The organism is Citroniella saccharovorans, assembly GCF_035481615.1.
GTDB classification, from domain to species: Bacteria; Bacillota; Clostridia; order Tissierellales; family Peptoniphilaceae; genus Citroniella; species Citroniella saccharovorans.
Genome location: NZ_JAYKOT010000003.1, coordinates 450,532 through 465,212 on the forward strand (window position 1 = coordinate 450,532; position 14,681 = coordinate 465,212).

Annotated in this window: 13 protein-coding genes and 1 pseudogene; 11 read left to right on the plus strand and 3 right to left on the minus strand. The window is 27.7% G+C overall.

Features of this window, described 5'->3' with window-relative positions; genetic code table 11:
- Nucleotides 1-177 precede the first annotated feature (177 nt).
- The 4 genes from VLK81_RS04705 (at nt 178) to VLK81_RS04720 (ending at nt 3,273) form a co-directional block, all read left to right on the plus strand.
- Nucleotides 178-1,704 carry a DUF438 domain-containing protein gene (locus tag VLK81_RS04705; RefSeq protein WP_324619520.1) on the plus strand — a complete coding sequence of 509 codons (1,527 nt, stop codon included), beginning with the start codon at nt 178-180 and terminating at the stop codon, nt 1,702-1,704.
- 128 nt (nt 1,705-1,832) lie between these two features.
- Nucleotides 1,833-2,102, plus strand: coding sequence for a TIGR04076 family protein (locus VLK81_RS04710; protein ID WP_324619521.1), 270 nt, complete (start codon nt 1,833-1,835; stop codon nt 2,100-2,102).
- 133 nt (nt 2,103-2,235) lie between these two features.
- On the plus strand, nt 2,236-2,700 hold the full coding sequence (locus tag VLK81_RS04715; RefSeq protein WP_324619522.1) for a GNAT family N-acetyltransferase: 465 nt from the start codon (nt 2,236-2,238) through the stop codon (nt 2,698-2,700).
- Between the two features lie 366 nt (nt 2,701-3,066).
- Nucleotides 3,067-3,273, plus strand: a complete 207-nt coding sequence (locus VLK81_RS04720) for a hypothetical protein (protein WP_324619523.1) — start codon at nt 3,067-3,069, stop codon at nt 3,271-3,273.
- A gap of 192 nt (nt 3,274-3,465) precedes the next feature.
- Here the strand turns inward: VLK81_RS04720 and VLK81_RS04725 are convergent, their stop codons facing one another.
- Nucleotides 3,466-4,473 (minus strand): potassium channel family protein, encoded by a 1,008-nt coding sequence (locus VLK81_RS04725; RefSeq protein ID WP_324619524.1) that lies wholly within the window; start codon nt 4,471-4,473, stop codon nt 3,466-3,468.
- A 214-nt stretch (nt 4,474-4,687) separates the two neighbouring features.
- Between VLK81_RS04725 and VLK81_RS04730 the strand changes: the two genes are divergently transcribed.
- The 7 genes and pseudogenes from VLK81_RS04730 to VLK81_RS04760 all read left to right on the plus strand — a co-directional run bounded on the left by VLK81_RS04730 (nt 4,688) and on the right by VLK81_RS04760 (nt 11,229).
- Nucleotides 4,688-5,341, plus strand: a complete 654-nt coding sequence (locus VLK81_RS04730) for an SIMPL domain-containing protein (RefSeq protein WP_324619525.1) — start codon at nt 4,688-4,690, stop codon at nt 5,339-5,341.
- Nucleotides 5,342-5,448: 107 nt separating this feature from the next.
- Nucleotides 5,449-5,802, plus strand: a complete 354-nt coding sequence (locus tag VLK81_RS04735) for a hypothetical protein (RefSeq protein ID WP_324619526.1) — start codon at nt 5,449-5,451, stop codon at nt 5,800-5,802.
- 38 nt (nt 5,803-5,840) lie between these two features.
- Complete coding sequence (locus tag VLK81_RS04740) at nt 5,841-6,008, plus strand: hypothetical protein (protein WP_324619527.1); 168 nt, start codon at nt 5,841-5,843, stop codon at nt 6,006-6,008.
- 364 nt (nt 6,009-6,372) lie between these two features.
- A pseudogene (msrB, locus tag VLK81_RS04745) lies at nt 6,373-7,435 on the plus strand (peptide-methionine (R)-S-oxide reductase MsrB).
- Nucleotides 7,436-7,643: 208 nt separating this feature from the next.
- Complete coding sequence (locus tag VLK81_RS04750; protein WP_324619528.1) at nt 7,644-8,417, plus strand: ABC transporter ATP-binding protein; 774 nt, start codon at nt 7,644-7,646, stop codon at nt 8,415-8,417.
- Nucleotides 8,417-9,610 (plus strand): ABC transporter permease, encoded by a 1,194-nt coding sequence (locus VLK81_RS04755; RefSeq protein WP_324619529.1) that lies wholly within the window; start codon nt 8,417-8,419, stop codon nt 9,608-9,610. The genes VLK81_RS04750 and VLK81_RS04755 overlap by 1 nt, the downstream gene beginning before the upstream one ends.
- A 305-nt stretch (nt 9,611-9,915) precedes the next feature.
- Entirely contained in the window at nt 9,916-11,229 is a 1,314-nt protein-coding gene (locus tag VLK81_RS04760) for a DUF2254 family protein (RefSeq protein WP_324619530.1), read from the plus strand.
- A gap of 695 nt (nt 11,230-11,924) precedes the next feature.
- On the opposite strand, the gene VLK81_RS04765 is transcribed toward VLK81_RS04760, so the two are convergent.
- Complete coding sequence (locus VLK81_RS04765; RefSeq protein WP_324619531.1) at nt 11,925-13,214, minus strand: metallopeptidase TldD-related protein; 1,290 nt, start codon at nt 13,212-13,214, stop codon at nt 11,925-11,927.
- Nucleotides 13,214-14,629 (minus strand): TldD/PmbA family protein, encoded by a 1,416-nt coding sequence (locus VLK81_RS04770; RefSeq protein ID WP_324619532.1) that lies wholly within the window; start codon nt 14,627-14,629, stop codon nt 13,214-13,216. The genes VLK81_RS04765 and VLK81_RS04770 overlap by 1 nt, the downstream gene beginning before the upstream one ends.
- Between the last annotated feature and the right edge of the window lie 52 nt (nt 14,630-14,681).

Sequence of the window (14,681 nt, forward strand, 5' to 3'; positions counted from 1 at the left end):
AAAAGATTTTCTTAATTGAAACAGTAAGAACTATTAATAATTATAGTTTATTTTACATTAGATAAAAATTTATATTCAAAAATAAAAATTTTGCATCATTTAAAAAATGTTGCCCCAATAACAAACAATGATTATTTAATTATAATAAAACAAAAGAAAAATAAGGAGTTAATTCTAATGACAAAAAAGATAGATTTAAATAAAAGTGTTTTCGAACTTACTCAGGAGTATCCAGAATTAATTAATATCATGGAAAAACTTGGCTTTAAAGAAATTACAAAAAAATCAATGCTACATTCAGTAGGGAAAATTATGACAATTCCAAAAGGAGCTAAAATCAATAATATTTCTATGATGAATGTTATAACAAGTTTGATGGATTGTGGATTTGAAATTACTGGTGAAATGCCAGATAGTACTTTTACAAATAAACTAACATTAAGTAATATTGAAATGGATGGCACTCAGAAAAGCCGAACTGAACAGATAAAATCATATTTGAAAAGATTAAGTGCAGGAGAAAGCTTAGATGCTGTTAGGACTGATTTTGTAAGGGAATTTGAAAAAGTTGAACCTTCAGAAATTATTAAAGCAGAGCAAGAGCTTTTAAATGAAGGAACTCCCATTTCAGAAGTTCAGCGCCTATGTGATGTTCACTCAGCACTCTTTCATGGATTGACTACGGAAGAAAAATTTTCTAATGATAATAGTAAGTCAAGTGATTCTAACTATAGAAAAAGAGCCGAAGAAGCACTGGCAAAACTAGACTCCCTTCCAAAGAGGGATTATTCAAATAAAAATGCCCTTGCTGCCGAGATGGAGAGAATCAAAGGTCATCCACTTCACACACTTAGTGAGGAAAATAAAGTACTTTCAAATCTTATTACAGAGTTTAATAAAAGCAGAGATGAATCTATACTAGCTAAAATTTGCGAACTATCAGTTCACTACGCTAAGAAGGGTGATCTTATATATCCACTACTAAAGGAAGTATATGGAATATCTGGTCCTTCAAATATTATGTGGACTACAGATGATGAGTTGCGAGATGAACTTTCTAAACTAATGAGAGAAAATGAACGCGGTAAAGAGTGGAATTCAAGAATAGATATTGTACTTAATCGAGCTAAGGAAATGATTTATAAGGAACAAAATATCCTATTTCCAATATGCGCTGTAAATTTTACTAAGGATGAATGGTATGGCATTTACTATGACTCTAAGGACTATGATATTTGTTTTGATACTAAGATGGATATTTGGGATGAAGCAGAAAATTCATTTTTAACAAAAAAAATGTCAAATATTAATGAAAAGATTGAAATGCCAGGAGGGCATCTTACAATTGAACAACTTACAGCACTCTTAAATACAATTCCAATAGAAATTACATTTGTAGATGAAGATAATATCAATCGTTATTTCAATGAGGGTCACAAGGTTTTTAAAAGACCTACAATGGCGCTTGATCGTGAAGTGTTTTCTTGCCATCCGCCTAAAATTGAGCCAATGGTACGTCAAATAATAGATGATTTTAGAAATAATCGTCGCGATACTGTAACCGTTTGGATGGAAAAGGGTGGACATACAATGCTTGTAAAATATATGGCAGTGAGAGATAAGACTGGAAAGTATGTTGGTACAGCTGAATTTGTACAAGACATGGAATTTGCTAAAGAACATTTTTTTTCTAGCAGAGGATAAATTAAAAAAATATCCTGTGATAATATTAGAATAAATTAATTTTATTATCCTTAATTATCTATTAGTAATTTTTTGTAATAGTTTTAGAAAGCTTTATAAACTAAAATTATTTCTAAGGAGGACTTTAAATGAATCGTGGTAAAAGACCAAAAATAAAACTTACTATTACTGACCGAAGAGGAAAGAAAGGCTGTCACCGTGGGCACAAGGTGGGAGATGTGTTTGATTATGATACCGAGCGCGGAGAGATCTGTCCAATGGCAATGCACTGCGCATTCCCATATATTGATATTTTAAGATATGGTGGAAGTCTTCCAGGTCAAGAGGAAGGGACTGCAGAGTTTTGCTGTTCAGATGCAGATGTAATTATGGTTTTTAAAGCAGAAATAGAAAAATAATTTTATATTTCTCCTTTATTTATAATGTAATTTTTCGATATTTTATTCTTGGCTTTTTAATGAATTTTTAGCCAAATTATTATTAGATTTTATATTTATGTAAAATAGAAGTTTTTAGAAAGGGAAAAATACTATGATAAAAACCTATATACCAAAATACGAAGATCTTTGGTTTAGAAAATTGATTTTATCTGATCCAGAGACTATGTCATATAACAAGGCATGGGGCGGCATTATTGATTTTCCAGAATCAAAATGGGATAGGTGGTATAAAAATTGGATAATAGATACTGCTGGTAAAAGATATTATAGATATTTGACTGATGAAAATAATAAATTTGTTGGTGAAATAGCTTATTATTTTGAAGAGAATAAAAAAATATATTTAGCTAGTATAATAATATTTTCAAAATATCGCGGAAAAGGCTACGGAAGAAGTGGATTAAAACTATTATGCCAAAAGGCAAAAAATAATGGATTAAGGGAGCTTTATGACGATTTAGCTACCAATAATAGTGCAATCAAATTGTTTACAGAACTAGGATTTAAAGAAGAATATAGAAATAAAGATATAATTATGCTTAAAAAAATCCTATGAAAGCGCTAAGAAAGACAAGTTATTAATTGATTATGGAATATCTAAGATAAATTTAAGTTTGAAGGATAATTATGGTCTTGCTAACAGATGTTAAAAATAGAGAAAAAAGTATAATTTATTTTTCAGCTATGGCTAATTCTAAAGGTATATTAAAAAGTAACAGCGCATAATATGCCTTAGATTATTTATAGTTTTTCGATATTTTTAAAGTGATAAAATACAAATTAATGTTTAATAAAAAAAAGCTTAATTATCCGTGATAAAAATAGATAATAAAGGCATAAAATTTTAAAATTAATCGCATAAAATCCCAATAGACTCAAGAGATTTTAAATATCTTTTAGGATAATTGAAGGAGGTATTATTTTGAAGAAAAATAGAAAAAAATTATTTATTTTTCTAGCTATATTATTAATACTGTGCTTTCCAATTAAATACAATTATAAGGACGGAGGAACAGTCTCATATAAGGCAATTTTATATTCATATACGAAATATCATAAACTAGAAAATGATGGTTCATATTTCATAGATACTGAATTTTTAATCTTTCCATTTAATTTTTTAGGATAAAAAACAAAATTAATTTAAAAGATTTGATGTAGGATAAATTATCATAAGCTTACCTTGAATTATTATAAAATTTTTTAGAATGTTTGTTTAAATATAATAAGTTTAGTTTTATAATTTTCCATATCTACTTTAGACCAAATATATGGGTAAGAGTTGATATTCTTTAAAAAGGCTAGCTACAAAGAGTTAGCCTTAGTTTAATTCATCTCCAAGATTTCTTAACTTATCAACCTGGTCCTCTCTTCCAAGAACAATTAACACATCTCCAATTTTAAAAGTATAGTTTACTGGAGGGTTGAATAACATTCTACTATCTTCAAATTTTTTTATAGCTAGGACAATTAATCCAGTTTTTTTTGGAATTTGTGCTTCAATCAAATTTTTATTTTCTAGGTAAGATCCTTTCTTTACTATAACTTCTTCTAGATCAAGCTCAACATCACCAATTCTAGTTACTACATCTAAAAATGAAATAATATTTGGCTTTATCATTAGAGATGCCATTCTTTTGCCACTAATTTCGATAGCAGATAAAGTTTTATTTGCTCCAACTTTTATTAGTTTATCACTTCCAGATTTAGATGTTGAATTTGCTATAATGTATATTTCTTTATTGAGATTTCTTGCTGTTAATACAGTTACTATGTTATCAACTTCAGAATCTAAAGCGGATATAAGTCCCTTTGCTTTTTCAATTCCTGCTTTTTCCAAAATGTTTTCTTCAGTTGAGTGACCTTCGATAACTAAAATATTATGGTGACTGTAGCTATCAAGAGCTTCACGATTATCTGTGATTACAACAAAGTTAAGATTTTCATCTATAAATTTTTCTATAATAACTTCTGCAAGTTCACCTGATCCACATATTATATAATGCCCATTTAGAGCAGAAATTTTTTTATCCATTTTATTTCCCTTCCACAAATCTACAACCTTACCTTCAACAAACATTGCAACAACTGTTGTGAAGGCATAGCCAACTATTCCAACACCTAGAAAAATCATAAAGACAGAAAATATTTCAGATAGTTCACTAGTTGTTCCAATTTCGCCAAAACCTACAGTTGATATTGTAATAACTGTCATATATAAAGCATCTACAAAATTAACTTTTAATAGAATCATATAGCCAACTATTCCTACAATTAATAAAAGTGCAAATGCAATAAGAATAAATCTAAGCTTTCTTTTATCTTCCATAAGCCCTCCCTACTTATTTTGATTATAGTCTAAATCTAAGTAAAAAGCTATATTTAATAATATATTAAACTATTTATTATTAAAATAATTTAAAATAGTATTTAAATTTAATGTAAACTATAATAAAATAGAATATAAGTGAAAGATATTTTATTTATTATTAGCTATATAGGGAATTTCATTCTTATAATTTTAAAAAAGGAGATTATTTAAAATGGATAGGACAATTAAAGTAACAGGAAAAGGCAAGGTATCAGCTAAACTAGATTTGATAAGAATCAATATTTCAATTAAAGAAATAAATAAAGAATATAGTAAAACATTAGAGATGGTTTCAAAGTCGACTAAAAGTCTAAAGGAAACTATTATAAGGGCTGGACTGGATATAAAAAATTTAAAAACTTTAAGTTTTAATATTTCTTCACAATATGAGAGTTATTATGACAAGGATAATATATATAGATCAAAGTTTATAGGCTATTGTTATAAAGAAAAATTATATATCCAATTTCCAAATGACAATAAAATTCTTTCTAGGGTCCTTTATGAATTATCTAGATGTGAAGTTGAAGTTGAGTTTTCTATCGTTTATACAGTTAAAGATGTGAATAAAATTAAAAATTCTCTACTAGAAAAAGCAGTTGAAGATTCAAAAAATAAAGCGGAAATTCTTTCTAAAGCTGCTGGCGTCTCTCTTGGGAAAATAAAAAATATTAATTATTCTTGGGGAGAGCTAGAAATATATTCAAGGCCTATCCAAGATTTTGAATTAATGAAATCCGATACGGTAGAATCATATGACATGGATATAGAGGCAGATGATATTGATCTTGAAGATAGTGTAACTATTGAGTGGGAGATAAGTTAAAACAAATTTATTCTAAGTTACTTGAGAAGACCTTACATTTAACAACAAATAAGATTTTCTTAGCTTAAAAATTATTTTTAGAAAATACAAGTTGGAGGGGTATTATTTTGGTAAATTTATCAATTATTCTTTATTATCTTTTTTTTGCACTAATATTTTTTATAAAAATTCCCAACTATTTGCTTATGATTGTTGGGATTGGAGTATTTATTTCTATATCATATTATTTTTTAAAAAGTACAAATTATAAATATTTTTCAATATCATCACTTTTATTAAGTGCTTTAGTATCTGCTATTATAATATTAATTTTAGGCAGCTTACAAACTCTTGTTATTGGATTTGATATTACTAATAATCTAAATCATATTATTTTTAAACTATATTCTATTTTATGTTTATTTGTTACCTATACATTAATAGCTAAACTTAAAGAATATAATAAGAAGAAGATTAAATAGGAAAATATAAAAAAGTCTAAAAAAAATAATTAAAAAATATGAAATATATTTTAATGCTTAAAAAAAGGCTGGAGCTTATTTTAAAATCTCTTGAAGTTAAGAAGGCAAATACTGAATTAATAAAAATGATTTCTCTATTTAGAGTCCATCTTAGACTTTTAAAGGGAATAGGATCTAGCTCAATTATAGATTTGGCTAGGGAGTAATTAGAAGAATATCTACCTCTAAAATTTTCAATTTTTGCGGCTCTTTTAGATAGGAAGTATGCTTCTTATATTGTTTTAAGAGTGGATAGGGGAGTATATGGGCTAAATCTATATTTGTGTTAGAAAAATATAGCCATATAGCAGCTTATAGCGCTTTATTTAAAAAGGCTAAAGAAATTGCTGCTTTTTACTGCGAATAAAGTTATTTTGATTACAAGAAGAGTTTTAATCTGACTTTTTATATATTTTAAGTATTTTACTCAAATGATTTTTTCATTTGAGCTTTTTACTTTTTTAAGTGATTTAAGAGTGCATTTTTGGGGAATAAATTAAAGGAAATGACAAATGAATTGGAGGATATATTATGAAAAAATTTATTATAATTACTATAATACTTCTTTCTATTTTACTTATATTTTTTAAATTAGAAAATGTAAATAAGGTAAAAGAAATTTCAGAAACCCCCGATTTAGATGATTTAAATGGTAAAAGTCTATCAACAATTTATCTAGCTGGAGGCTGCTTTTGGGGAGTAGAAGGATATTTTTAAAAAAATCCCAGGTATTGTAGATACTGAGGCTTGTTATGTAAATGGTAAAGTCCCAAAAACTTCTTATGAAAAGCTAGATGAAACTGAGCATAGCGAAGCTATTAAGTTAGTTTATGATGAGGATAAAATTTCATTGCAGGATATTCTTAATCACTTTTTTAGAATTATAGATCCAACTTCTATAAATAAACAGGGTAATGATGAAGGCAGACAGTATAGATCAGGGATTTATTATATAGATTCTGAAGACAAACTTATTATTGATGAGGTTCTTAAGCTAAAGCAAAAAAAATTAGATAAAAAAATAGCGGTTGAAGTATTGCCACTTAAAAATTATGTAGCAGCTGAAGACTATCACCAAGATTATCTTGATAAAAATCCAGGTGGATATTGTCATGTCGATCTTTCCTTAGCAAGTAAAACACTTGAAGATGATTCTGATGATGAAAAATTAGACAAAGATGACCTAAAGAAAGAGTTAAGTGAAGAAGAATATAAGGTTACTCAGCTTGGTGAAACTGAAAAAGCCTATAGCTCTAAATATGACAAGTTTTATGAAAAGGGAATATATGTAGATGTGGTTAGTGGAGAGGCTCTTTTTGCTTCAAGTGATAAGTACGATGCTGGATGTGGCTGGCCTTCTTTTTCTAAACCAATTGACGACAATATTATATTTAAGAGAGATGATTCTTTTAATATGAATAGGATAGAGGTTAAGAGTAAAAAAGCTTCTTCTCACCTTGGCCATGTGTTTAACGATGGACCAAAGGATAAGGGGGGCGTGAGATATTGTATAAATGGAGCGGCCCTAAAATTTATTCCTTTAGAGAAGATGGAAGAAGAGGGATATGGAGAATATATAGATTTAGTAGAATAAAATTATTAAAGATTTATAAAGATTTTATTAGAGAATTAAACTTATGATAATCTAATTTTTGCTAGGATATAAAATATGGAGTATTAAATAAAATTTATATTTTCTATTATTTTATTCTTATATATTTAATATAAATTTAATTACGATTTAATACCTATAATATATAATATATTCGCTAGAAGTATAGAATATTTTTTTAGGAGGCAAAATGATCGAGATAAAAAACTTAACTAAGGTTTACAAGCTAAGTAGCAAGATGAAAAAAGAACTCAAAACAAATGATGATAAAAAAATCGCTGTGAATAATCTTAGTTTATCAATTAAAGATGGGGAAGTTTTTGGACTATTGGGAACCAATGGAGCTGGGAAAACTACTACACTTAGAATTATTGCAACTTTATTAAAGCCTACTGAAGGCAGTGTAGAAGTAAGTGGCTTTGATACAGTAATTGAGGGAGATAAAGTAAGAAAAGAAATTGGATTTCTAACTTCTGAGATTAAACTTGATCCAAATTTTAGCCCAGACTATTTATATGATTTTTTTAGAGAATTAAGGTCTATACCTAAAGACGTGGCTACAAATCAAAAGGAAAAATTATTTAAATATTTTGATATAGAAAATTTTAAGGACAAAAAAGTTGAAGAACTATCTACAGGAATGAATCAAAAAGCTGCTATTGCAATTTCTCTAATGCACAATCCCAATATAGTTATTTTTGACGAACCTACTTCTGGACTTGATATAGTAACTGCAAGATCTGTCTTGGACTATATAAAACTTTTGAAAGAACAAAATAAAACTGTTATTATGTCAACTCATAACATGAGTGAAGCTGAGAAAGTTTGCGATAGGATAGGAATTATTATTGATGGAAAGTTAGTTTTTGTAGGAACACTTAGTGAGGTAAAAGAAAAGACTAAGACTAAAGACTTAGAAGAAGCTTTTTTTACCCTATATCTTGAAAATAAAGGAGAGTTATAATGCCGCTTTTAACAATACTAAAAAAAGAATTATCCAGAGTTTTTTCAGATAGAAAAATGGTTTTTGGAATTTTTATAATGCCTCCTTTAATGATGGTTATTATCTTTACTCTTTTGGGAAAGACCATTGGTGGAGTAGAGGAAAAAGCCCTAAGTAAAACTTCCAAAGTCTATACTATAAATATGGATAAGGAAACAGAAAAAGACTTACTAGATTCCAATATAAATGTTGAATTTGAAGAAATTACTGAAAATAAGCTGGAAGATAGTAAAAAAAGTTTAAGGGATGGAGATATAGATGCCATTATTGAGCTTCCACTTAGGTTTAGGGAAAATATTGAAAATTATGATAGGGACAATATCCCTAATATAAAATTATTATACAATCCATCAGAAGATAGTTCTCAAATAGCCTATAATAAATTAGAGAAAGTTTTTGAAGAAAATATAAAGCAAAAGATTATTAGCCAAAGACTAGAAGATGAAAATATATTAAAAGTATTTACTATAAATAGGGATGACAATGGTCAAATTTACAAGGAAGAGAAAATGTCAGGAAAATTTCTTGCAACCATGCTACCATATTTTATAATTATGATGCTTTTTTCTTCAATTATGGGACTTGCAATTGACACTTTTACAGGAGAAAAAGAAAGAGGAACTATGGCAAGTTTACTTTTAGCTCCTATAAATAGACTTGAGATTGTTTTGGGTAAACTTCTTGGGCTTACTATTATTTCTATGCTCTCATCAGCAATATATACTCTAGCTCTTGGAATTGTCATTCCAAAAACTGTTAACAATGGAAATGGACCGGAAATAAGTTTATCAATCGCTCAATTCTTGCAAATTGGAGTAATTATGCTTTCAATGGCATTTCTACTTGTGGCACTTATAACTGTTATAGCAACATATGCTAAAAACACAAAAGAAGCTGCTGCATATATTTCTCCTCTATATATTGTAGTTATAGTTGCCGGCGTTTTAACTATGACTGGTGGAAGTGATATTAGCCTTTTTAAATATTTGATTCCTATATATGGAAGTTCTGTTGCTATTTCTAATTCAATTGTTGGAGAGTTAACTAGTATAGAATTTATATTATCTTTTGGATCCAATATTTTATTTGGATTAATATTTTCCATAATTGTTTCTAAAATGTTTAATAGTGAAAGGATTATGTTTAACTCATAATATTTTTGATTTTATTCGTTAAGGCCTAGATTTCTAGGCTTTATTTTTTTACTAAAAATTAATTATTTAAAAATATGGAAAGCTATATTTTTATAGATTTTAAAAAAAGAAGCTTAAAGTAGTTATATAAGCTATTAACTAATTAAATATTTGGAAATTAGTAGGTAAAATTTTGTAGGAGGTAATTATTTATTATATATAAATAATAATTTTTTTGAGCCTGTGTTTTTTATTAGATATTTGAAGCAAATATAGAAAAATATGATAAAATATACTTAAATTAAAAGAGTTAAAGGAGAAGAATAATGTTATCTAAATTGAGACTGTGGTTTATCAATCAAAAAAATTTTTTGAAATTGTCTAAATTTATTATTTTGACAATTTCTCTACTTTTAATTACTTGGCTTATTGACCATATTTATCCAAGTTTAAAACTATTTATACCAAAACAATTACTTTTATCTGTAGAAGTTTCTGTAAATTTTCTTTCGAATATTTCTGGAGTATTCTTAACTATTAGTATATTTTGTTTTACAACAATTGTAACTGTACTAAACAAATATAGCAGCAGTATATCTCCAAGATTACTACAAAGCTTTATAGACAGAACAAATGTTATAAGCCTATATGGAATATTTGTAAGTGGATTTTTTTATTCTGTAATTACAATTCTTCTTCTTCAAGATATAAATCCAGAAGAAAGCGTGGTTGCGGGAAGCTTTGGAATTGCATATTCAATTATTGCTATGATTGGATTTATAATATTTTCAAAAAGAGTTTTAGAGAATATTAAAATTTCAAATATTATTGAAGGAGTTTACCTTGATTGTGATAAGCTAGTTGATAAAGAGTTAGAACTTAGGGAAAATGCTAAGCGTTATAATAATGATAAACTTACTGAAGAAATACCAATTCTTGCAGAAAGTACAGGTTACCTTTTTAAAATTAATTCAGATGCAATTCTAAAAAAACTTGAAGGGATGAAGGCAGAGTTAACAATAGATAAAAGGATAGGTGAATATACTATTGAAGGAGAATCTTTAGGCTATTTAAAAATTTTTACTGAAGAGAGACTAAACGAGGAAGAAAAAGAAAAATTAAGGGAAAAAATTAGTAGCTTTTTAGTAATAAATATTTTTAATAATAGTGCTGAAGATTATCATCATGGAATAATTATGCTTACTGAGATTGCAAATATGGCATTAAGTCCAGGAACAAATGATCCTAATACAGCAATTACTTGTATTAATAAAATTTCATCTCTATTAGGAAAATTACTTTCCACTGCAAATCAATTTATAGTTTTAAAAGAAGATGAGAGTGCAAAGATAATCTACGAGGCTTATTCTGTTGAAGATGAATTATATCTAGTATTTAGCCAAATCATTTCCTATTCATCAGGGGATCCAATGGTAACTAAAGCAATTTTACAAGGAATTTATATGATTTATATGATGGCTGGAATGAGTGCTAAAAAGGGCGTAAAAAACTATTTTAATTCAGCTTATGATATTTTGATGGAAAATTTTAGCCAAGAAATTTACTTAAGCAAATTTAGTAAAATTAGAGACGATATTGATAAACATCTTAGCTTAAAAGAGGAGAGTGAGCTTAATTAATTTTTAGCTAAAATTCAAATTATGAATATATATTTTTTTAATAAGTATATATTTAAATCAAATATTTAATAAGCTTTAAAAGCCAATAGCAAAAATTAAAAAATAAAGTATATCTAAAAATAGATATACTCAGAGTGTAGACAAAATCCAAAAACGCTTATCCAACTGCAGAAACCCCGAAATTCTAAATCTCATAATCCTGTAAATCGCAAACTCGCTAACGCTCAAACAGTGCGATTTACGGGCGGATTATTTCAATTTAAATTTCTTACAATTTCTTTCGTATGGAACGCTACATTTTGGATTTTGCTACTTTGTCAACAACCTGAGTACATATAAAAATAGATATACTTTTATTCTGATTGAAATATTTTTTAAAATACTAATCTATATTTTTGTATACTAATTTTTAAAATTTGAAGATTTAGCATTAAAAAGCTTTCTAATATAAAATAAATAACTTTTTCGCAAATAATAAAAGTAAAAAAAATTACTCATATTAAGGACTTTATTGATAAAAAAATTTATTAAATTTATTCAAAATAAAATAAATTTATAAATTAAGAATTAAATTTTAATAAAGTTCCCTTACTTTGATTTGAGTATTAAATAATAGTATGATCCTTGACCTTTACTCTCTTTACTATATTTTAAGGAAAGTAAAGGTCATTTTTAAAAGGAAAGCATACAATTTTTTATTTTTCTATTCCACCAACAGTTAGGTTTTTAAATATTACTGCTTTTGGTGCTTTTGATTTAAGCCTATTTTCTGTTTCTTTGCTTATATAAAAATCATTTCTTAAATTCATAATATTTTCAGATATAGATCCGCCAGTTACAAAAGAAACTTTTCCATCTTGAACTAGCTTTGCTAGTCTAAATTCTCCTCCAAAATCTCCTGTAAATGGATCTAGGTTAAAAGATGAGAAATGTAAAATTTCTAGGTAATCTCCCTTTTTGAAATCTTCTATAGGCTTTTCTCCACCGCCTACAGTAAATGTTTGTATATCTCCCGTAGCTTTGATATCTAAATAAGAAGCATATCTTTGAGTCGCTGAAAGATTAAGAATTTTTCCATTTTCCATTATATTAACTTCATTTAATAGAGTTCCATCGCTGTCTACTGGTCTTCTATAAGGTGAGTGACTTAGATTTGGATCCAATTTAATATTAAGTTTAGTTTTAGCATTGTCATCTAGCATCTTATCTCCGATTTTTACATCTGATAATTTTTCATATATTGATGAAGCGGATGTTTTTGTTAGGAAAAAGCTGAAAAAATCTTCTACATCATCGCCAGATAATATTACATCTATACCAGATATTTTATTATTTCTTACTGCTATAGCTCTTGCATCAGTTTCTTCAAGTTGATTTTTAGTTATCTCTTCTATTCTTTTTAGATCTATGTCTAAAATTTCATAACCTCTAAAAATTTCTACTGGTTCACTTCCAAGATTGTTTTCTGTTACTAGCTCAAAAACAAGTTTAGAAGAAGAATATTTTACATCAACTCCAGATTTATTTAAAACTCTATTATCCTTATTATATAAAAATATTTCTATAGAGTTAACTTTAGACTTTGTCTTGTAATCCTTGTAAATAACATCATAAATATCCCTAAAAGAATCTCTTAACTTTTTAAGCTCATTTTTAGGAAAAGTTTTTTGAACTGGGTCGAATGAGAAAGTATAGGCTTCATTTTTTACAAAATTTAAAGAATATATTAATTCATCTATCTTTTTTTCGATTTCTTCCTTGCTTTCAGATATACCTATTGTAACAGTTCCACTTGAAGTTGTTTTATTTCCATTATCTTCAAAATCTTTATATACATTTACTTCGAATTCATGGACATCGGTTATCCTAGAAAGATCAGTTTTATTTTTTATTAAAAAAACTTCTTCTGATTTAGAAATAGATTCATTTATTGTCCAAAAAGAAATATCTTTTTTATCTAAAATCTCTTTTATAGTATCTAGCATTAGCTTAACCTACCTTTCGCTTTAATATAAGAGCCTCCAGTCGATGTCTTAACCCATTCTTTCCAGCCCTTTCCACAGTATCCACTTCCTGAAAGTTTAAGTCCTTTTGAGATTTTACTAATTGAAGTTAAAAGATCTGGGACATAGCCAGTTAGGTAGACTGGACTGAAGATTTTTCCAGTTAATTTTCCATCTTTAATTTCTCTAGCTTTAGAGGCAACACATTGAATACCCCAGTTTTTAGGATCTTCCATACCTGAAGTAAAGCCTTCAATTAAAAAACCATAATCCATATCTGCCATCATTTCTTCTAGGCTAGAATCGCCCTCATCAAAGAAAGTGTTTGTCATTCTTGTATATGCTTTTCTTTTGTAAGATTCTCTTTTACCATTTCCAGTAGGTTTAACTCCAAGATTAAGTGATGATATTTCATCGGCCATTCCATTTTCTAAAAATCCATTGACTATAATATGTGTATCTGAACCTAGATTACCCTCATCATCAAATAGGTAAGAAGAAACTTCAGTATAGCTTTTAGCTCCATCTCTCATATTTAAAATATCAGATCCAACTCTTTTACCCATATATTCTTTGCCTTTTGCACGATCCTTTACAAACATATCCATCTCTGCTCCATGTCCAAAAGCTTCATGGGCGATAAGACCAGTAAAGTCAGGATCGCAAATAATATCATAGTCTCCTGGAATAATTTTTTCTGCTCCAAGTAGTTCAATTGCCTTTTCACAGGATACTTTACATTTATTGTCTAGGGATTCAATTATTTCTGATCCAGCAAGACCTGAAATTGCTGAAAACTCAGTTTTTACGGATTTTTCATCTTTTGCAACTGCAACAGCATAAGCAGTAGTGTAAGCATAGGACTGTTCAAGATCTCTATTAAAAGAGATAAAAACCTTATTTACTTCAGTAACAAAAAGATTTAAAATTATATTTATTATCTTATCATAGTCTTTTATATATTTTTTTACAATTGAATCCATATCTTTTAATATAGCTTCAGGATTATCATTTTCAGGTAAGTTTTTAACTTCTGAGAAAAATGATTCCTTAATTGGCTCATCTAATGGTTTTGATTTATAAGTCATTTTTTCAACTATATATTTTTCTCTATTTTTTACAAGTTCTTCATCAATTGTTTTTAAAACTTCTGCTTCATTTAGTTTGTTAAAAGAAAATTCTTGGAAAATCCCCTTATCAAAAATTCTAATTACGAAGCCTCTTTCTTCATCTGGTGAAGGTCCAAGATTTAATCCAGTAACTGTAGCCCTATATGATCTACCCTTAACATCAGTTCCTAAAATAGAAGCGTATTCATATTTTTCTTTAAGCTTTTCAATTATACTTTTCATTTCTTTTTTACTATCTCTTAAATAGTTTGATAGCTGCAATTTCATTTTATCACTTCCTTTACTTTTTTATTATACATGTTTAGGAAAAGATTTTCAA